Origin of the sequence: Lysobacter sp. HDW10 (assembly GCF_011300685.1) — a bacterium.
Taxonomy (GTDB): Bacteria; Pseudomonadota; Gammaproteobacteria; order Xanthomonadales; family Xanthomonadaceae; genus Solilutibacter.
The window spans coordinates 1,518,846-1,537,158 of sequence record NZ_CP049864.1 but is presented as its reverse complement, the minus strand read 5'-3'; the positions used below and the strand labels follow the sequence as shown (position 1 = coordinate 1,537,158).

Sequence of the window (18,313 nt, the reverse complement as noted above, 5' to 3'; positions counted from 1 at the left end):
ACTTGATCGTTAGATATCATTTTGATATCATTTGAACATCACTGGAGAACTCTCATGAAAGAACGCGAAATTGGTTCCATATCTGGCATCCCGGCGTTGCTGGCCCTTTTTGTCCTCGTCTTGGTGTCGCTCTGGATGTTCGTAAGCGGCATCGGGCCCGATCCTGAATTGAATGGCGTAAAGTCAGGCATCCGGATTTTGGGCGGCATCTTGCTGGCGATCGTGTCGTGCTTCGCCTTGATCGGTCTGTATAAGGTTGAGCCGAACCAGTCAGTGGTCTTGAGTCTGTTCGGCAAATACGTCGGTACGGTGAAAGCGAATGGTTTGCGCTGGAACAACCCGTTCTATGCCAAACGTAAAGTCAGCCAACGCGTGCGCAACTTTGAAAGCGGCAAGTTGAAGGTCAACGAACTTGAAGGTTCGCCGATCGAAATTGCGTCGGTGATTGTGTGGCAAGTGATCGATGCGTCGGAAGCCGTTTATAACGTGGATGATTACGAGACCTTCGTGCACATCCAATCGGAGTCCGCACTGCGTGCGATGGCCACCAGCTATCCCTATGACCAACATGAAGAGGGTCAACTGTCCTTGCGCAGCCACGCTGCAGAAATTGGCGAGCACTTGAAGAAGGAGCTCCAAGAGCGTCTAACCGATGCCGGTGTCCAGGTCATCGATGCACGCATCAGCCACTTGGCCTATGCCCCTGAGATTGCGCAAGCCATGCTGCAACGACAACAGGCCAACGCGATTATTGCGGCACGTACACGCATCGTTTCCGGTGCCGTCGGTATGGTCGAAATGGCCCTACAGGAATTGCAAAAGAATGGCGTCGTGACGCTTGATGAAGAACGCAAAGCGCAAATGGTCAGCAACCTCTTGGTCGTGTTGTGCGGTGATCGTTCGACGCAACCGATCGTCAATGCCGGTTCGTTGTACTAATTGCAATGAGTGAGAGGAAAGCCTTTCCGCTGCGCATTAACGCCGAGATCCTCGCGGCGACGCAGCGGTGGGCGGACGATGAAATCCGCAGCTTGAATGCGCAAATTGAGTATCTCCTGCGTGACGCCCTGCGGAAGAACGGCAGATTGCCAAAGCGCGACATTCACCCGACTGATTCAAAGGAAAGCACGTGAGCAAGCAATGGAGCTACCAAATGGTAGAAATCAAGCCCGACGTTTGGGGCCGTGTAAAACCCAACGTCATTCAAGATCAAATTAACAAATTGGGCATGCAAGGCTGGGAGCTCGTGAGTGTCGTCAGCCATGGCCTGGCCTTGCCCATGTTTGCCTTCTTCAAGCGCGAGGCCTGATATGAAACGCATCAGTGCATTGGTCCTAGCCACTGCCATTTCCATGGGTGCTTCTGCGCAAGTCGCACCTGAAACCGCAAACACAACTGCGCGCACACTTCTGGATCACTTGGACGCCGGAAGATTTGCGCAAGCAGAAGCGATGTTTGCGGACACGATGAAAGCGGCCGTGCCGGAAGCGAAATTGAAAGCCGCTTGGGGCTCGATGGCAGCCAAGGGCAATCGTGGCGAGTTCAAGACGATGCAGAAAGACACGACGCAAATCGTCTTGATTCCTATGCATCGTGGCGAACAAGATTGGTTGGCAACCGTGTCTGTGGATGCAGCAGGCAAAGTGAATGGTCTTTTCATTCAACCGCAACAGCAGGTCGCGCCGATTCCGGCGGTGCCTGCCGATGCGAACTTTAGCGAGCGCGACATTCAAGTCGGGACAGGGAGCGATGCCCTCCCCGCTACCTTGGCCATGCCCAAAGGCGAAGGCCCCTTTCCTGCAGTGGTATTGGTGCACGGTTCGGGCGCGCAAGATCGCAACGAAACCATCGGTGCAAATCGTCCATTTTTAGATGTCGCGCGCGCATTGGCAGACAATGGCATTGCTGTCCTTCGCTATGAAAAACGAAGCAAGGCGATGCCGGCCTGGTACGCAACGCACCCCGTCACGATAGACAACGAAACAACGGACGATGCCGTTGCGGCACTCGCCGCATTGCGCGCCCAACCGGGTATCGACAGCAATCGCGTCTTTGTCATGGGCCATAGCCAAGGCGCAATGCTGGCACCACGCATTGCACAGCGAGACGGACATGTGGCCGGCCTGATTCAGTGGTCGGGCCCCGCACGCAAGCTCATCGACGTGCTGCCGGAACAAGCGCGCTTTCTCGGCAAATCACAACACTTGCCGCAGAGCACGATCGAAGAAAACGTACGCGCGATCGACAAAGCCATCCATGACGTTCGAGACACGCAGTTCAATGGCGCGTCGTTGATGGGTCAGCCCGCATCCTATTGGCGAAGTGTCGACACCGTAGATCCTATGAAAGATACGCGCGATGCGGACCTGCCCGTCTTGCTCCTGCATGGTGGACGTGATTTCCAAGTCACCGACACGGATTGGCGCATGTGGCAAAAGCAGTTCGCGAAAGACAAGCGCGTCACCCTGAAGCGTTATGCTGACTTGAACCATTTGGGCATTGCCGGCACAGGTGAACCTGACATGTCGGAGTATGCAAAGCCCGGGCACGTCGACATGACCTTGATCAGCGACGTATCGAAGTGGATCAAAAAGCACTGAAAGGATTCTGAGGCAACGCAATTGCAGACATACAACCCCAGTCAGGTGCTTCTGAACGGGACGCGTTTTGACGCAATTCCGTCCGAGCTTGCGCGTGCCAAACGCTCTGACCACGCGCGCCAACTTTCTCTGTCTTCTTGGTTATTACGACGCAAACGAGACGGCCGGTTTTTGGCCGCGCTCAATTCGGAAGGCACATTGCGTGTGTTGGCGCCGTTGAAAGGCGAAGAGCGCATTGCGCTCTCGGAATTCGCGTCAGAGGTCATGACACGCATACGCCCAAGCATCGCGACGTTGCCACTGACAGGCTTGGAAGCCCGATTGCGGTCACTCGGCTTGGCTACAGATCACTACGAATCCCGTACGGGTTTGTCCTTGGTGCCTGAGCCGAGCGCGCTGACGCATGCTGGCGCCGATCGCTATAAGCGACCGCTCTGGCTCACGGATAGCGCCTCACGTGCCTGGCAACAGATGCGAGAGGCCGCACGTGCAGATGGCGTGCACCTGGAGGCTATCTCTGGATACCGGGGTCACGACTATCAGCTTGGCATCTTCGAACGAAAGCGCGCACGCGGACAATCTGTTGAAGACATTCTTCGGGTGAATGCTGCACCTGGCTACTCCGAACACCACTCAGGGCGCGCCTTGGATATCTCAAGCCCTGGCGAGCCCGCCGCAGAAGAGAGTTTCGAGAAGACACCGGCTTTCAATTGGTTGACGGAACACGCGGCGAACTTCGGCTTTCGAATGAGCTATCCGCGTGACAATCCGCACGGCATTGTCTACGAGCCGTGGCATTGGTACTTCGCCAACTAGTTAAGATTGCGAGCGTTTGACGGGTGTTTTTTCAGCTGCGCTGAAATCGGAAATGCGCCAAAGATAGAACGAAGCTTGTGTGCGCCAAGGCGCCCAAGCTTCACCCAATTGCGCAGCTTCTTTGGGCTTCGGCATCTCAGGCAACTGACGCAAGATTTGGATGCCGCGACGAATACCCAAATCATCGATCGGCAAGATGTCCTGTCGACCCAGACGCGACATCAGCATCATTTCGACCGTCCAACGACCAATCCCACGTATCGGCACCAGTGCGGCAATGATTTCATCATTCTCCATCGTTGCCATGCGTCGCGTTGTTGGAATTTCACCCGCCGCTTCGCGTTGCATCAAATCGCGTAACGCCAATGTCTTGTTGCCCGAGACGCCGCATGCGCGCATGCCTGCATCATCAATATTGGACAACGTGTCGCAATGCAATCGCGTACTGCCAATCGCAACTTCCAAGCGACCTACAATTGTCGACGCAGCCTTGCCGGACAGTTGCTGATAGAGAATCGCGCGTGCCAACGCATCGACCGGATCAAAGGATTTCTTCCAACCCGCGCTATCACCCAATGGGCCAATGCGCTTGATCCACGTGGCGAGCTCAGGGTCGCACTTGCGCAAAGCCTTGTTTGCGTTCTGCGCATCAAAACCGCGCGCAAAGCGAACCTTGCTCATCGCCAGAACCGATTGATCGCAACCCAAAGCCACGCCAGCATCAGCAACGAACCGCCGAGGGGCGCCAACCCGGTGGGCGTGCCCAGAAGTGCACCTGCAATGACAGAGCCTGAGAACAGCACAGTGCCAACCAGCATGACGATCAACGCGTAACGGTCATTCGGAATGACGGCTTGCATCGCGAGCGCAGTCACTGCAGCGCCATGAAGCAACATGAACATCGCGGCATTCGTTGCGCTGGCGCGCAAAACGTCGTGTTGTACGCCATCTAGACGTCCGCTGTGCGCGATAACGGCCGACAGCGCAACCGCAATCAACGCGAGCAAGGCACCACTGCCGCCGAGTACACGCTGCATTTTTACGGCACGACGTGCAGCATCCAATTGAGTCACGTGATTCATCGCATCCTCCAAATGCAAACGCCGCGAAGATCGCGGCGTTTGTTTGAATCTTACACTCCGATCAGTTCTTGATCGGCCAGTAGGTATCGAACTGTGCCGATCCTGCTGTAAACGAAATATCTGTGCCGCTCTTGTATACGTCGAACGGACGGTCGGCAATTTCCATGCCTCGCACCATCGTCCAAGCGCGCAAGGATTCACGCGTCAACTGCAGCGAGTTGAAGTCTGCATTGGCGATTGACGTGGTCGTTGCACGACGCGCGGGAATCTTTGCAAACTTCACCGGCGCGGCGACGGTCATGGTCGGGATTTGGCCCGGTTGCACGCCAACCTTCGTCACCGGTTGCACAAGGTCGTAACCGTAGGTTGCGCTGTTGTAATCGGTGGTCACCAAACGGTAAGGACCTGCAGCCACGAGGCCATTTGCGGCCAAGGTGCGCGAGATCCATTCGTTGTTTTTCTTGACCGACATCCAAACGTCAGAGATGTCGTTGTTCAAGGTGCCAGAACTGATCACCAACACGTCTTCAGCCGGCAATTGAACCACTTTCGGCGGCGACAACGGCACGGTCATGCGGTCGTACGGCATGTTCGGAATGTCAGACAGCAAGCTCGACAGTTTGCGCAAACCCAACTTCATGTCTTCGCCCATGTAGCTCTTGGCATACATGCCAGCGTAGCGACCGATCAAGTTGAAGCCGTACTCGACATCGTAGGTTTGCTTGATTTCGATCTTGCGGCCGTTTTCATTCGGCGTCAGGATCAAAGACGACTTCTTGTTCTTGCCCATGTCGCCATTGACCAAGGCGAAATCGATGCGCTTGCCCGCTTCGTTGCCCGTGATCGTCCAGCTACCTTTACCGACTTCACGCACCTTGGAGGTGTATTCGATCTTGGCGCCCTTGCCTTCTGCCGGCCCGGAAATTTTGTATTGGGCGGCGGGGTCACGCATGAACACAGCGTTCCAGTCTTTAAAGCGACCGAAGCCGTTCAACATGTCATAAACGACCGTTGTATTGCGGTTGGTGTCGACGGTTTCCTCGATATGACGCTTAGAAGGAAGCACGACGCCCATCAAAAGGAAAAACACGGCCACAATTGCGACCGACACCAATAATTCTTTGAACAGCTTCATTCAGCAAATCTCCGGGGGCAACCATCCGGCTACCAAGGGCAGGAAACAGGCATCGTAGCAAAAGCACTGTTTGAGCGGAATGGGGGAAACCACAAACGCCGTCTAAACTTCAGACCAATTTTGCTTCCAACGCCTTCAAAACGGCCCGCGTACGATCGCGTACGCCCAATTTGGACAGAATATTGGAGACATGGTTCTTGATCGTGCCCTCGGCAACACCCAGAGAATTGGCGATTTCCTTGTTGGAAAAGCCGCCTGCCATGAACCGCAATATCTCGGTTTCGCGCTCGGTCAGCGGATCAGGCTTTTCCAGACTCGGAAAACCCGTTTGCAAGTGCTCCAAGCCCGACAGTAGTTTTTGCGTCACGGTCGGCTGGACCAACGATCCGCCCGCCGCCACGGTACGAATGGCGCCGACCAGTTGCTCAAGCGACACATCCTTCAACAGAAACCCGCGCGCCCCTGCTTTGATCCCTGCCAACACCAACTGATCGTCATCAAACGTGGTCAAGATAATGGTGGGCGGCAAACGCCCCAAACGCGACAGCGATTGAATCGCCTCAAGGCCAGACAAAACAGGCATTCGCATGTCCATCAAGACGACATCCGGATTGACCTCGGGCATCAAGTCAATGGCTTGCTTTCCGTCTGTCGCTTCCGACACCACTTCAATGCCTTCGGCTTCCGGTAACGACAACAGCGACCGGATGCCTTGGCGGACAAGTGTTTGATCGTCTACCAACATGATTCTGATCACACGCGACTCCTCAGGCTTCAAACAACAGTGGTTTGAAGCGGTAATGAAACATGAATTGAAAAACCCTGTCCGGGCGCTGTCCGAATATCCATTTTTCCGTCTTGCGCTTTGATGCGCTCTCGCATGCCGGAAAGGCCGTTGCCCGCCGTCACCAAATCCGTGCCTAAGCCGTTGTCTTGCGCAGTCAGAAAGATCTCGCCCTTGCTGACATCGACTTCAATGCGCAGTTCGGTTGCACCGGAGTGGCGAACGGCATTGGTGATGATTTCTTGCGTCGTTCGCAACAAGACATGCGCAAGATCCGGGTCTTCCACGCGCAGGCCTTCTCGAATATCCAATTGAACTTCCAAACCTGGAACGTTTTCCGCTAACGGCAGCAGCGCGCTTGCAAGCTCAATGCCGCCGCTTTCACGCATGTGGCTAACGGCCTCACGCACATCGGTGAGAAGGAGTTTGGCCAAAGTGTGCGCCTGTCGTACATGATCGCGCGTCTTGCCTTCGGCCAAGTGACCCGCAACCTCCAGATTCAGACTGAGGGCAGTCAAGTGATGCCCTAGCAAATCGTGCAGCTCTCGTGAGATGCGTGTGCGTTCGTTGACACGGGCGCTTTCAGCTAGCAAAGCGCGCGTGGCGCGGAGTTCTGAATTCAGGCGCCGTTGTTCTTCCCGTGCAGTCGCCTGCTGCATTGCAACAAAGGCCGTGACGAACACCAAGCCTGAGAAGCCGACGTAGAGCAAGGCCTGGATCACCGCCAAAATAGGCGAGTAATTCATGGCCATCACGAATAGCGGCACGAACGCCAGGTTGCCCGCCAGCATCCACACCAGGCCCACACGCACGCTCAGGATCCACGGCAGCAAGGCTGCCATCACCATCAACAACACACTGCCCAAGCCCGTTGCCGAGAAATAGCTCACGCCAATGGCGCATACGGTCATGACCAATAGGGCCAGGTGGTCGAACCAACGGGTTTGGCTGCGACCGATGCTGCGGGTGATCCACCAATAGCAGACGCCAAAGGTGAAATACACGACGAGCCACGGCATGATGCGGGCCCAAACGGACTCGCCCACAGCCAGTCGCAAATAGTCCGGGTCTAACCATGCATTCAGGAGCCAACAGCCCACCAACGCCCATGTCACCATGCCGACATAGCGTAGGAGTTGAATGTGATCGAGCTCGCGCATCATGCCCCATGGTACGGGCTATTTCCACACACATTCACCCGCCGGAAGTCACGGGAAGCAGGATTCTCCGACGCTAAATCAGATGGGCTCGTGGCATAATGTTGGGAAGTCGCCAGAGGCGGCTTTTCGCTTTTCAAACGGAGTGTGGAATGTCGCTTGTCATTCGCGACGTACAAGAACACGAACTGGTTCGCGTCCTTGAACTGAACAACGCAGCAGCAGGCCCTTCCATCAATGCATTGGATCTGGATCGTCTCCGTCGATTCCACGCTGATGCAGAGTATTTCCGCGTGGCCGAACGGAATGGCGAGATTTTTGCCTTCTTGGTCGCATTCGGTTTTGATGCCAACCACGACAGCGATAACTTCTGCTGGTTCCAGCAAAACATCGACGAACCGTTCCTGTATATCGACCGTATCGTCGTAGACCACGCGCACCGAGGCAAAGGCACCGGTCACGTGTTCTATGCCGACGTGCAGACCTACGCCGAAATGCGTTATCCGGTTTTGGCCTGTGAGGTGTTCTTGGTCGAAGGCTTCAACCGCGCCTTGCTTTTCCACGGCAGCCTCGAGTTCCAAGAGATCGGACAATGCCCGCAGAATGAGCGCACGCGTGCGGCCATGTTGGTCAAGACCATGTGTAGCCACGCATGGATTTCAGAGCATTACGGCAAAGACTTGCCTTCATTGCCGTGGGTCGGACACCCGCGCACTGATTGGTCGAACCAACGCACGCAAGGAACCGGTACCCGATGACATTGCCTGATTACTCCCTTGCGGGCGACGTCAAGTTTGGCCAAGTCGGCATCGCGAATCTCAGGCTTCGCACGTTTGACATTGAAAAGCTCGCGCAAGAAATGCGCGATCGTGTCCAGCGCGCACCCAAACTTTTTGAACGGGGTGCCGTCATCGTGGATTTCGGCGGTTTGGCTGAATTGCCGACTGTCGACCAAGCGGGCAGCTTGATTGAAGCCTTGCGCCGCGAGGGCGTCCGCCCAGTCGCCATTGCGTACGGCAGCCATGAAAACGACGTATTAGCGCAAGCGCTCGGTCTGCCAACCTTGGCCAAGTTCCGCGCCAGCTATGAACGCGCGGGAGAAGCCCCTGAATTGCCGCCGGCACCTGCACCTGCACCTGCGCGCAGTGCTGCCAAAGCACCGGCTGCACAACCGCCGCAAGCCGAATCAAAGTCGCAAGAAGGCTTGGTGATCACCCATCCCGTCCGCTCGGGCCAACAGGTCTATGCAGAACACCGTGATTTGACCGTCGTGGGCATGATCAGCATGGACGCCGAAGTCATGGCTGACGGCTCGGTCCACGTCTATGGCCCCCTGCGCGGCAGAGCATTGGCGGGCGCACGTGGCGACACCACGTCTCGAATCTTTTGCAATGAGTTCAACGCACAGCTTGTCGCGATTGCGGGGCACTATATAGTGTTGGATGAAGTGCCTGACACCTTGATCGGCAAAGCCGTCCAGGTGTGGCTCGAAAACGACAAAATTCAAATCGCCGCGCTTTAAAGCGCGGTCATCTTAGGAGACTGCAACTTGACCGAAATCATCGTCGTGACATCTGGCAAAGGCGGCGTCGGCAAGACGACGTCCAGCGCAAGCATTGCAACGGGCTTGGCCCGCCGCGGCAAGAAAGTCGCCGTGATCGATTTCGACGTCGGATTGCGCAATCTCGATTTGATCATGGGCTGCGAGCGCCGCGTTGTGTACGACTTCGTCAATGTCGTCACGGGTGAAGCAAGCTTGAAGCAAGCCCTGATCAAGGACAAACGCTTTGACACGCTTCACGTGCTGGCCGCTTCGCAAACACGCGATAAAGATGCGTTGACGCAAGAAGGTGTCGAGCGCGTGTTGAACGATATGAAAGCGGAAGGCTTCGACTACATCGTGTGTGATTCGCCGGCAGGTATTGAGAAGGGCGCATTCCTCGCTATGTTCTACGCGGACAAAGCGGTCGTTGTGGTCAACCCTGAAGTCTCGTCGGTGCGCGACTCTGATCGAATTCTCGGTTTGCTTGCTTCGAAAACCAAGAAGGCCATCGACGGCGGTCGTGTTGAAGAGTTTCTGTTGTTGACGCGCTACAGCCCGTCGCGCGTTGAAAGAGGCGAAATGCTCGGCATCAATGACGTTGAAGAAGTTTTGGGTTTGAAAGCGATTGGTGTGATCCCTGAATCCACCGACGTGTTGAACGCTTCGAACAAAGGTGAACCGGTGATTCTGGAAAGCAATTCCGACGCCGCCATCGCCTATGACGATGCGGTTGCACGATTGATGGGTGAAACGCGTCCGATGCGCTTCTTACAAGCCGAAAAGAAAGGCTTCTTCAGCAAGATGTTCGGGGGTTAATGATGGGTTTGTTTGATTTCCTCAAGCCTCGTAAAGACACTGCGCTTGAAGCCAAAAGCCGCTTGCAATTCATCATCGCGCAGCAGCGTGACTCGCGTGACCCGCACGATCTTGAGATTCCGCCGGCATTCAAAGTCGAATTGATGGCCTTGATTCAAAAGCACTTCCATATTCCGGATAGCGCCATTTCGGTCACCAAAGAAAAACATGGTGACTACGACGTGCTCGATATTTCCATCGAATTGCCGGAAAACAAAGACGCTTGATCCAAGCGGACGTGAATCAAGCAGATGTTTTGCGATTGCGGCAAATTGACTTTGCCGCAGTTGCTTCACTGCTTGGCAAATTTGGCTTGCAGCTCCATTGCGTAGAAGAAGGCACGCCGATTCCCGGTAGTTACTGGGGTGACGACGAGGCCGGCATCATCGGCACTTCGGTCTACGCGCGCGCTAGTACACCCGTGCACTCGATCTTGCACGAAGCAGGACACCTGATTGTGCTGCCGCCACACAAGCGCGCCGAAGTGCATACGGATGCCACGGATTCCATCGAAGAAGAGAATGGCGTCTGCGTCCTTCAGGCACTGCTTGCTGATGCACTCCCGGGTGTGGGCCGATCGCGAATTCTTGCTGACATGGACACTTGGGGCTACACATTTCGCTTGGGCAGCGCGCAGGCTTATATTGAGCAAGACGCTGCAGACGCATGGGCTTGGTTGGTCTCACGCGGCTTGGTAGACGCCAAACATCAACTCGTCATTCCGACCCTTGAATCCAAACCGGCAATTCAAGTCACCGGTCAATAAAGTCAGCCATGTCCGATACTGCGTCTCCCCGCCCTGCAGACACCACCGGTGCTGCGAAAACCGCGCGACCGCTTGGCCTTTGGTCCGCGACTGCACTCGTCGTCGGCAGCATGATCGGCAGTGGCATCTTCGTTTTGCCTGCGTCTTTAGCGTCCTATGGCGGCGTGAGCATCCTCGGTTGGGCCGTCACCCTGACGGGCGCGCTGATGTTGGCACTGACGTTCTCAAAATTGGCTACACGCTGGCCACACTCAGGTGGACCGTTCGTCTTTGCGCGAAAGGCTTTTGGTGAAACGCCGGGCTTTCTTGTTGCATGGAGCTATTGGGTATCCGTGTGGTGCGCAAATGCAGCGATTGCCGTGGCATTTGCGGGTGCGTTAGGCGCGCTGTATCCGCCAATGACCGCGACGCCTATACGCGCCGCCGCGTGTGCGCTTGGCGGCTTATGGTTGTGCGCAAGTGTCAACCTGATGGGCGTGCGCGAAGCCGGTCGCGTCCATGTGCTGTTGACCGTGTTGAAGTTCGTGCCGCTGTTGGTTTTTGCAGGCATCGCCATTTGGTATGTCGATCGCACACAATTCGTGCCTTTCAATCGCAGCGAACTGCCGCTATCGGGTGCAGTGCATGCCACTGTTGCACTGACGCTTTGGGCATTGATCGGTCTAGAGGCCGCGACCGTGCCCGCGGGTGCCATTGATAATCCAGAGCGCACGGTGCCAAGAGCGACTGTGATCGGAACTTTGCTCGCAGGGATCGTGACTGTATTGGCCGTGACGTCTGTCTTGGGCATTGTGCCCGTAGACACGTTGAAGCACTCCGCAGCACCCATGGCAGATGCAGCGGGCATTCTGTGGGGGCGTTGGGCAGCGGTGGCTATTGCTTTGGTGGCCGCAGTGTCGTGCTTGGGCGCGTTGAATGGATGGGTGCTCATTTCAGCTCAGGTACCGCTCGCCGCGGCGCGAGAAGGCTTGCTACCCGCTGCATTCGCGCGCGTCAATGCACATGACACACCCCGTTTCGCGATCCTTGCCAGCAGCGTACTGGCTACTGCACTCGTGCTTTCGAATTACTCGCGTTCCTTGGTGTCACTGTTTACGTTTTCGATTCTGCTGTCGACTGCGGCGACCTTGCTGCCCTACTTCGTTGGAAGCGCCGCGTGGCTGAAAACCGGTGAGCGCAAAGGTCGATGGGTTGCTTTGCTTGCATTGATCTACAGCGCCTATGCCATGGCAGGCACGGGTACCGAAGCCTTGCTATGGGGTGGTGTGCTGTTGCTGGCGGGTTTTCCCATCCATCTTTGGATGCGATACAAAAAGTAAGGCGATCGCCTATGGCAACCAACGCTGACGGTGCCACCATCCGGTCAATCGTTCTTCTCGAAGCAGTGTGAAAAGACCCGCCGCCAAGATCACCGCAATGCCGACCCACGTAAAGGTGTCGACGCCTTCTTTGAACATGAAGTAGCCCAAAAAGACAGCCCAAAGCATCTGCGAATATTGGATAGGCGCAACATGATTTACGGGCGCCTTTAAGGTTGCCATCATCAAGAACAAGCCACCGACGGCAGACAGTAGGCCATAGCCCGCGGTCTTGACCGCCATGTCCAGGTCAAGGTCGCGCCACGAGGTGATTGTTAGGAGGCCCCCTATCACGATGCTTCCGACCAAGATGGTCGTAAACAGCGTGATACGACTTTCGGTGTCCCCTGCCTTTCTAACCAACACAACACTGCCCGCGCCGCACAAGCCTGCCAACACGGCACCGAAATGGCCGATGTTGAGATCACGAAAACCGGGGCGCAACACGATCATGACCCCCGCAAAGCCCACGACCACCGCAAGCCAGCGACGCCATCCAACGTGTTCGGAAAGAAACATCACTGAAAGCAAGGTGACAAAGATCGGCATCAAGAAGATCAGTGCAAATGCTTCGGGCATCGACAAACGTTCAAAGGCCCAGATTGCACCGATGGTGTTCAAGGCACCGAGAATCAAACGCATGCACCAAATGCCAGGACGCTTAGGCCGAACGATGTCTTGCCATTGACCACCGGAGCGCAAGACCCATGGCACGACCACCAATCCGCACAGACCACCGAGAAACATCAACTGAAACGGCGGTACATCGCCGCCCAACAACTTGATAAACGCATCACTCCAAGAAAAGCACGCGTAGGCCAATGCGCCGTAAAGCAAGCCCAGGGCGTGGCTGGATTTCGCTTCTGTAGGCGGCGCGTTTGTCACAGTTCGTCCAAGGGCTCGAGCGCCGCTGCATCTGCAGACGAACGCAAATTGAGTCGCTGGTTGCGCATCAAGTCATAGCGCCAAATCAACCAGCCCGACATCAACATGGCAGCACTGCCGATGGCGAGCGTCAGCGTCGATCCCGACAGAAAGGGTGAAACCAGGCCTGCAATCAAGGCATTGGAAAGCAATGCGATAAATGCTTGCACGGACGAGGCGCCCCCACGCAGTCCCGGAAAAAGATCCAGATTCGCCAAGGTAATGATGGGCGAGATCAGTGCAATCGACAGCGAAGTCACCATGATGGGCAACAGCACCCACGGCAAGGCGGGTGGCATCCACAGATTCATCGCGACATTCGACAAGGCCGCAACCGTGCCTAGCGCGAATCCAATGCGCATCTGCGCATGACCACTCACTCGACCCGCCAATCGTCCGCTCAGGAATGCGCCAATCACCATGCAGGCGATCACGGGCACGAAGAAGATATAGAACTCCTGCGGCGTGCGCTTGAGATGCTTGAGCACAAAGGCAGGTGCGGAGGCGATATAGAGAAAGAGCCCACCGAAGTTAAGTGCGGCAATCAGTGACAGACGACGGAAACGTCCATTGGAAAAAACTTGCCAATAGCTATTCAACAAAGGTTTGAACGCGAGTTGCGTTCGCTTTTCCGAAGGGTGCGTCTCAGGCAAGACGAATGCAGTGGACGCGAATAACGCGATCGCAAGAAACACCAAGAAAAAGAAAATGGCTGGCCATTGGGTGAAACCCACAATCCAACCGCCGACGATGGGCGCAACTGCGGGCGCAACGCCGAACACCATCGATACGTGGCTCATCAATCGCTGTGCATCGGGCCCATCGTACACATCGCGGATGACGGCCCGACCCACGATGAGTCCTACGCCTGCACTCAAACCTTGCAACGCACGAAAGAACAGCAGCATCTCTAAACGCGTCGACAAGGCACATCCCAACGACGCCAATCCAAAACAGGTGAGACCTACCAAGATGACGCGCTTACGACCCAAGGCATCAGACAAAGGGCCGTGAAACAGGCTCATGCCCGCATACGCAAATAGATAAACACTGATCGTCTGTTGCAGGGCGACGTCGTTGGCCGCGAACTGCGTGCCCAACTGTGGAAATGCAGGGAACAGCGTATCAATCGAAAAGGCACCCAACATCGCCAAGCTGCCGAGCAACACTGCAAGCCACCGGATGTTGATTGTCGGGCGGCGCGGTGTGCCGGTATGCGCGTCCAAAGGGGGTTCTACCTGTGATCTGCTCGAGCGACGCACAGTCTAACGAACACGTGTCAGCGCGCAGTGTTTGTCTGACTAGTCGGCGCGGCTTTGACGAAGTGTGCGCTGACGACGGATTCAATGCGCGTCGCAGACTCGATCGACACGGCTTCGGCTTTGCGTGACTCGGGCCAATAAAGGAAGACGAAGTCACCGACCGTACCCAACATCCGAGCCGTTCCTGGCAGTGGTGCACTCGTGCCTGCCAAGGTGACGCGGACCTCATGGCCACCCCCCTTCATCACGCGCGCAGCTTTCTCTACGGCGACCACCATCGACAAGCACAAGCTCAAGGTGACGACGGCATACATCACCGCGCCAATTGCGGTAAACCCTTGCCAGCCGAATGTCCTACGCATCCAGCCAGCAAAGCGATCTGGTGTTTTCGGCAGCACAAACTGCTTGAATTTGGACGTCATACGAAAAGCGGCATAGGCCTCTGGATCGCGCACCCACACGGCATGCGGCCAGCTCACCCACCGCGCCACCCAATACGCGAGCACCACCACAACAAGATGGGAAGGATCACGAAGTCCGGCGGTCAAATAGTCGCTTGGTGACATGTAATCCAAGATGGCAACGCCGAACTGCCTGAAAAACCAATAACTCCCCCACACGCCCAGCATCGAAATGGCGAGATAGGCCAAGGTGATCGCATGTGCTGGATCTTCCTTGAGCTCCTCAATCAGCCACGACCACCACTTGGGCGGGCGCGCCATTCGAGCCACGGCTTCAGCATCCTTCGAGGTCTTTTCAGGGGGCGGTGGAATCGCATTCATATCGGCATGTTAGACGATGCAACGGTATAATCGGGCGGCATATTGTGGGAAAAGTGACGCCGTGTTTCGACCGTCACTGCCGAAGGCGCAACCGCCCGGAATCGCTCAGGCCCAGGACCGCAATAGGCTCAACACTCTGGAGAGATCGGCCGTGTAAAGCGCCGGCGCCGAAGGGGCAAGACGCGCAAGCGTTGAAACTCTCAGGCAAAAGGACAGAGGGGCACCCTTCCCGGCTCTTGCCGCGCTCACGGATGCTCTTTCATGCCCAGTACGCCCTCCTTGCAACAACTCGAAGATCGTGATGCTTTTGTCGCACGCCACATTGGCCCGGGCGACGCTGAAATTGCGTCCATGCTCAAGACATTGGGTCATGCCTCTTTGGATGCACTGACTGACGCGATCGTGCCTGCCAAGATTCGCAGCACCGCGCCATTGGCTTTGCCTGCTGCGATGACCGAAGTAGATGCGCTGGCCAAGATTCGGGCATTGGCTGACAAGAATGAAGTGTTCAAGAGTTTTATTGGCCAAGGCTATTACGGCACGCACATGCCGAATGTCATCTTGCGCAACATCTTGGAAAACCCCGCGTGGTACACGGCGTACACGCCCTATCAAGCTGAAATTTCGCAAGGCCGAATGGAAGCCTTGATCAATTTCCAAACCATGTGTGCCGATTTAACGGGCATGGAAATTGCCAATGCGTCCTTGCTGGATGAAGGGACCGCAGCCGCCGAAGCAATGACCTTGGCAAAGCGTTCCGCGAAGTCGAAGTCGAACGTTTTCTTGGTGGCCGGTGATACGCATCCGCAAACCATTGAAGTCGTGCAAACGCGCGCAGAGCCGCTCGATATCACCGTACAAGTAGTTCGTAGTACGGATGAATTCCACGTCGCGCTGGAAAAGGGTGACTACTTTGGCGTGTTGGTTCAGTATCCGGCGTCAAGTGGTTGGATTGAAGAATGGTCGCAAGACGCAGACATGATTCATTCGCACGGCGCGCTGTTCGTCGTTGCCACGGATTTGCTGGCACTCACCGTGCTGAAATCGCCGGGTGAAATGGGTGCGGATATCGTGATCGGCAACTCACAGCGTTTCGGCGTACCGTTCGGTTTCGGCGGCCCGCACGCAGCCTATATGGCCTGTCGTGACGCATACAAGCGCAATCTTGCCGGTCGCCTCATCGGTGTATCGGTCGATACGGAAGGCAACAAGGCCTACCGCCTGACACTGCAAACACGCGAGCAGCATATTCGTCGCGAGAAGGCGACCTCCAATATCTGTACTGCGCAGGTCCTGCTTGCAGTGCTGGCCTCCATGTACGCCGTCTATCACGGCCCCGAAGGTTTGACGCGCATTGCGACGCGCGTGGCGCGCCTCACAGCGATCCTGGCTGCCGGTTTGAAAACATTTGGTATCGATGCCGTCCATGCCACCGCTTTTGACACCTTGTGCGTGAATGCAGCCGATGCGCAAGCCGTGCTTGCGCGTGCGAAAGAGGCACGTATCAATTTGCGCGTGCGCAACAACGGTTCGCTCTGCGTATCGCTTGATGAAACGACGACGCGTGACGACATCGAAACGCTGTGGCGCGTGTTCGGTGCAACGGCAGAGAATTTGCCGTCGATCGAAGCGCTTGACGCTAACGCACCTTCCTTGATTCCGGAAGCACTGCGTCGGACCTCAAAATTCTTGACCCACCCTGTCTTCAATACGCACCACAGCGAGCATGAATTGCTTCGCTATATGCGTTCGTTGGCTGACAAAGATTTGGCGATGGACCGCACGATGATTCCGCTCGGCTCGTGCACAATGAAATTGAACGCCACTGCGGAAATGATTCCGGTCACGTGGCCTGAATTTGCAAACATCCATCCGTTGGCACCGGCAGATCAAACGCGCGGCTACGAAGCACTGATCGCAGGTCTCGAAGCCATGCTCGTTGAATGCACGGGCTACGATGCAGTGAGCTTGCAGCCGAACTCGGGCGCACAAGGTGAATATGCAGGTCTGTTGGCGATTCGGGCTTATCACGCTTCGCGTGGCGACACGCAGCGTGACATTTGCTTGATTCCCGAATCCGCACACGGCACGAACCCCGCTTCCGCGCAATTGTGCGGCATGCGTGTTGTCGTGGTGGCCTGCGACAAAAACGGCAACGTCGACGTCGACGACCTGCGCGTCAAGGCTGAAAAGCACAAAGACCAGTTGGCCGCGATCATGATCACCTATCCGTCCACGCATGGCGTGTTCGAAGAAAGTGTTGTTGAGATTTGCGAAATCGTGCATGCCAACGGCGGTCAGGTGTATACCGACGGCGCCAACATGAACGCCTTGGTCGGCGTCGCCAAGCCCGGTAAGTGGGGCTCGGACGTCTCGCATTTGAACTTGCATAAGACCTTCTGCATCCCCCACGGCGGCGGCGGTCCGGGTGTCGGCCCGTGTGCGGTGCGCGATCACTTGGCGCCCTTCTTGCCGAAGGCTGCAGCCGCGGATCCATTCAAGACTGAAGGCGTGGGTCAAGGCGCATTGGTCAGCGCAGCCACCTACGGTTCCGCCAGCATTCTGCCGATCAGCTGGATGTACATCACGCTCATGGGTGCTGCAGGCCTGCGTAAAGCCACACAAGTCGCTTTGCTCAATGCAAACTACGTCGCCAAGCGTTTGGCGCCGCACTACAAAACGCTGTACACCGGCAGAAACGGTTTGGTTGCACACGAATGCATCCTCGACCTTCGCCCGATCAAGGACGAAACCGGCATCAGTGCAGAAGATGTCGCCAAGCGCTTAATTGACTTCGGTTTCCACGCGCCGACACTCAGCTTCCCCGTCGCGGGCACGCTGATGGTCGAGCCGACCGAATCAGAATCGCAATACGAGCTCGATCGTTTCATCGACGCGATGATTCAAATCCGCGATGAAATTCGCATGGTCGAGCGCGGTGAGCTTGATAGCGAAGACAATCCGCTCAAACACGCACCGCATACAGCGATGCAAGTGGCGACCGGCGATTGGAATCACGCGTATAGCCGCGAGTTGGCTGTGTTTCCGTTGCAAAGCCTTAAGCAACAAAAATACTGGCCGCCGGTCGCACGCGTCGACAACGTATTCGGTGACAAGAACGTGTTCTGTTCGTGCATTCCGGTCGATGCCTTTAAGGAAGAAGACGAGCCGGAAGCATTTAGCGAGCCGATGGCTGTCTAAGCATCAGACGCTCGAACCATTGCAGAAGGGCCGCATTCGTGCGGCCCT

At 56.1% G+C, this 18,313-nt stretch carries 20 protein-coding genes and 1 riboswitch; of the genes, 12 read left to right on the top strand and 8 right to left on the bottom strand.

All coding sequences use genetic code 11. The annotated features are described in order from the left end of the window. Positions 1–54 precede the first annotated feature (54 nt). The 5 genes from G7069_RS07415 to G7069_RS07395 are packed head-to-tail and all read left to right on the top strand — an operon-like array spanning position 55 to position 3,416. Positions 55–939, top strand: a complete 885-nt coding sequence (locus G7069_RS07415; protein WP_166295865.1) for an SPFH domain-containing protein — start codon at positions 55–57, stop codon at positions 937–939. Between the two features lie 5 nt (positions 940–944). Beyond that, positions 945–1,133, top strand: a complete 189-nt coding sequence (locus G7069_RS07410) for an Arc family DNA binding domain-containing protein (RefSeq protein ID WP_166295862.1) — start codon at positions 945–947, stop codon at positions 1,131–1,133. Further along, complete coding sequence (locus tag G7069_RS07405) at positions 1,130–1,309, top strand: DUF4177 domain-containing protein (RefSeq protein WP_166295859.1); 180 nt, start codon at positions 1,130–1,132, stop codon at positions 1,307–1,309. The genes G7069_RS07410 and G7069_RS07405 overlap by 4 nt, the downstream gene beginning before the upstream one ends. A gap of 1 nt (position 1,310) precedes the next feature. After that, positions 1,311–2,600 carry an alpha/beta fold hydrolase gene (locus G7069_RS07400; RefSeq protein WP_166295856.1) on the top strand — a complete coding sequence of 430 codons (1,290 nt, stop codon included), beginning with the start codon at positions 1,311–1,313 and terminating at the stop codon, positions 2,598–2,600. A gap of 21 nt (positions 2,601–2,621) precedes the next feature. After that, entirely contained in the window at positions 2,622–3,416 is a 795-nt protein-coding gene (locus G7069_RS07395; RefSeq protein WP_166295853.1) for a M15 family metallopeptidase, read from the top strand. On the opposite strand, the gene G7069_RS07390 is transcribed toward G7069_RS07395, so the two are convergent. From G7069_RS07390 to G7069_RS07370, 5 genes are all read right to left on the bottom strand, one after another. Then, a complete protein-coding gene (locus G7069_RS07390) occupies positions 3,417–4,097 on the bottom strand; it encodes a DNA-3-methyladenine glycosylase 2 family protein (protein WP_166295850.1) in 681 nt (226 codons plus the stop codon). It abuts the gene before it with no gap. Further along, on the bottom strand, positions 4,094–4,498 hold the full coding sequence (locus tag G7069_RS07385) for a DUF423 domain-containing protein (RefSeq protein WP_166295847.1): 405 nt from the start codon (positions 4,496–4,498) through the stop codon (positions 4,094–4,096). The genes G7069_RS07390 and G7069_RS07385 overlap by 4 nt, the downstream gene beginning before the upstream one ends. A 61-nt stretch (positions 4,499–4,559) precedes the next feature. Then, the gene (locus G7069_RS07380; RefSeq protein ID WP_166295844.1) at positions 4,560–5,633 is read right to left on the bottom strand and encodes an SRPBCC family protein; all 1,074 of its coding nucleotides are present in this window, start codon (positions 5,631–5,633) and stop codon (positions 4,560–4,562) included. A gap of 109 nt (positions 5,634–5,742) precedes the next feature. Continuing rightward, a complete protein-coding gene (locus tag G7069_RS07375; RefSeq protein ID WP_166295842.1) occupies positions 5,743–6,390 on the bottom strand; it encodes a response regulator transcription factor in 648 nt (215 codons plus the stop codon). Between the two features lie 17 nt (positions 6,391–6,407). Next, positions 6,408–7,580: a sensor histidine kinase gene (locus G7069_RS07370; RefSeq protein WP_166295839.1), complete on the bottom strand. Its 1,173-nt coding sequence runs from the start codon at positions 7,578–7,580 to the stop codon at positions 6,408–6,410. Positions 7,581–7,726: 146 nt separating this feature from the next. Between G7069_RS07370 and G7069_RS07365 the strand changes: the two genes are divergently transcribed. From G7069_RS07365 to G7069_RS07340, 6 genes are read left to right on the top strand one after another with little or no spacing between them, the layout of a single operon-like run. Continuing rightward, entirely contained in the window at positions 7,727–8,332 is a 606-nt protein-coding gene (locus tag G7069_RS07365; RefSeq protein ID WP_166295836.1) for a GNAT family N-acetyltransferase, read from the top strand. Further along, the gene (gene minC, locus G7069_RS07360; protein WP_166295834.1) at positions 8,329–9,096 is read left to right on the top strand and encodes a septum site-determining protein MinC; all 768 of its coding nucleotides are present in this window, start codon (positions 8,329–8,331) and stop codon (positions 9,094–9,096) included. The genes G7069_RS07365 and minC overlap by 4 nt, the downstream gene beginning before the upstream one ends. A gap of 27 nt (positions 9,097–9,123) precedes the next feature. After that, positions 9,124–9,933, top strand: coding sequence for a septum site-determining protein MinD (minD, locus tag G7069_RS07355; RefSeq protein ID WP_166295831.1), 810 nt, complete (start codon positions 9,124–9,126; stop codon positions 9,931–9,933). A gap of 2 nt (positions 9,934–9,935) precedes the next feature. Next, positions 9,936–10,199: a cell division topological specificity factor MinE gene (gene minE / locus G7069_RS07350; protein WP_166295828.1), complete on the top strand. Its 264-nt coding sequence runs from the start codon at positions 9,936–9,938 to the stop codon at positions 10,197–10,199. 11 nt (positions 10,200–10,210) lie between these two features. Further along, the gene (locus tag G7069_RS07345; RefSeq protein ID WP_240912507.1) at positions 10,211–10,738 is read left to right on the top strand and encodes a hypothetical protein; all 528 of its coding nucleotides are present in this window, start codon (positions 10,211–10,213) and stop codon (positions 10,736–10,738) included. Positions 10,739–10,746: 8 nt separating this feature from the next. After that, positions 10,747–12,057 (top strand): amino acid permease, encoded by a 1,311-nt coding sequence (locus G7069_RS07340; protein WP_166295825.1) that lies wholly within the window; start codon positions 10,747–10,749, stop codon positions 12,055–12,057. Positions 12,058–12,066: 9 nt separating this feature from the next. On the opposite strand, the gene G7069_RS07335 is transcribed toward G7069_RS07340, so the two are convergent. The 3 genes from G7069_RS07335 to G7069_RS07325 form a co-directional block, all read right to left on the bottom strand. Continuing rightward, positions 12,067–12,981, bottom strand: a complete 915-nt coding sequence (locus tag G7069_RS07335; protein WP_240912506.1) for a DMT family transporter — start codon at positions 12,979–12,981, stop codon at positions 12,067–12,069. Further along, on the bottom strand, positions 12,978–14,168 hold the full coding sequence (locus G7069_RS07330) for a multidrug effflux MFS transporter (protein WP_166297632.1): 1,191 nt from the start codon (positions 14,166–14,168) through the stop codon (positions 12,978–12,980). Before G7069_RS07330 ends, G7069_RS07335 begins: the two co-directional genes overlap by 4 nt. A 131-nt stretch (positions 14,169–14,299) precedes the next feature. After that, positions 14,300–15,064, bottom strand: coding sequence for a hypothetical protein (locus G7069_RS07325; protein ID WP_166295822.1), 765 nt, complete (start codon positions 15,062–15,064; stop codon positions 14,300–14,302). A gap of 126 nt (positions 15,065–15,190) precedes the next feature. Next, positions 15,191–15,290: riboswitch (glycine riboswitch) on the top strand. Positions 15,291–15,325: 35 nt separating this feature from the next. On the opposite strand from G7069_RS07325, the gene gcvP reads away from it, so the two are divergent. Next, complete coding sequence (gene gcvP / locus G7069_RS07320) at positions 15,326–18,265, top strand: aminomethyl-transferring glycine dehydrogenase (protein ID WP_166295819.1); 2,940 nt, start codon at positions 15,326–15,328, stop codon at positions 18,263–18,265. Positions 18,266–18,313 lie beyond the last annotated feature (48 nt).

What these genes read in the sequence shown, in the direction of transcription:
- G7069_RS07390 (WP_166295850.1), bottom strand. Translation starts at nt 4,097, where the DNA reads ATGAGCAAGGTTCGCTTTGCGCGCGGTTTTGATGCGCAGAACGCAAAC.
- G7069_RS07340 (WP_166295825.1), top strand. Translation starts at nt 10,747, where the DNA reads ATGTCCGATACTGCGTCTCCCCGCCCTGCAGACACCACCGGTGCTGCG.
- G7069_RS07385 (WP_166295847.1), bottom strand. Translation starts at nt 4,498, where the DNA reads ATGAATCACGTGACTCAATTGGATGCTGCACGTCGTGCCGTAAAAATG.
- G7069_RS07330 (WP_166297632.1), bottom strand. Translation starts at nt 14,168, where the DNA reads ATGTTGGGTGCCTTTTCGATTGATACGCTGTTCCCTGCATTTCCACAG.
- G7069_RS07325 (WP_166295822.1), bottom strand. Translation starts at nt 15,064, where the DNA reads ATGAATGCGATTCCACCGCCCCCTGAAAAGACCTCGAAGGATGCTGAA.
- minC (WP_166295834.1), top strand. Translation starts at nt 8,329, where the DNA reads ATGACATTGCCTGATTACTCCCTTGCGGGCGACGTCAAGTTTGGCCAA.
- G7069_RS07410 (WP_166295862.1), top strand. Translation starts at nt 945, where the DNA reads ATGAGTGAGAGGAAAGCCTTTCCGCTGCGCATTAACGCCGAGATCCTC.
- G7069_RS07400 (WP_166295856.1), top strand. Translation starts at nt 1,311, where the DNA reads ATGAAACGCATCAGTGCATTGGTCCTAGCCACTGCCATTTCCATGGGT.
- G7069_RS07380 (WP_166295844.1), bottom strand. Translation starts at nt 5,633, where the DNA reads ATGAAGCTGTTCAAAGAATTATTGGTGTCGGTCGCAATTGTGGCCGTG.
- gcvP (WP_166295819.1), top strand. Translation starts at nt 15,326, where the DNA reads ATGCCCAGTACGCCCTCCTTGCAACAACTCGAAGATCGTGATGCTTTT.
- minE (WP_166295828.1), top strand. Translation starts at nt 9,936, where the DNA reads ATGGGTTTGTTTGATTTCCTCAAGCCTCGTAAAGACACTGCGCTTGAA.
- G7069_RS07370 (WP_166295839.1), bottom strand. Translation starts at nt 7,580, where the DNA reads ATGATGCGCGAGCTCGATCACATTCAACTCCTACGCTATGTCGGCATG.
- G7069_RS07415 (WP_166295865.1), top strand. Translation starts at nt 55, where the DNA reads ATGAAAGAACGCGAAATTGGTTCCATATCTGGCATCCCGGCGTTGCTG.
- G7069_RS07365 (WP_166295836.1), top strand. Translation starts at nt 7,727, where the DNA reads ATGTCGCTTGTCATTCGCGACGTACAAGAACACGAACTGGTTCGCGTC.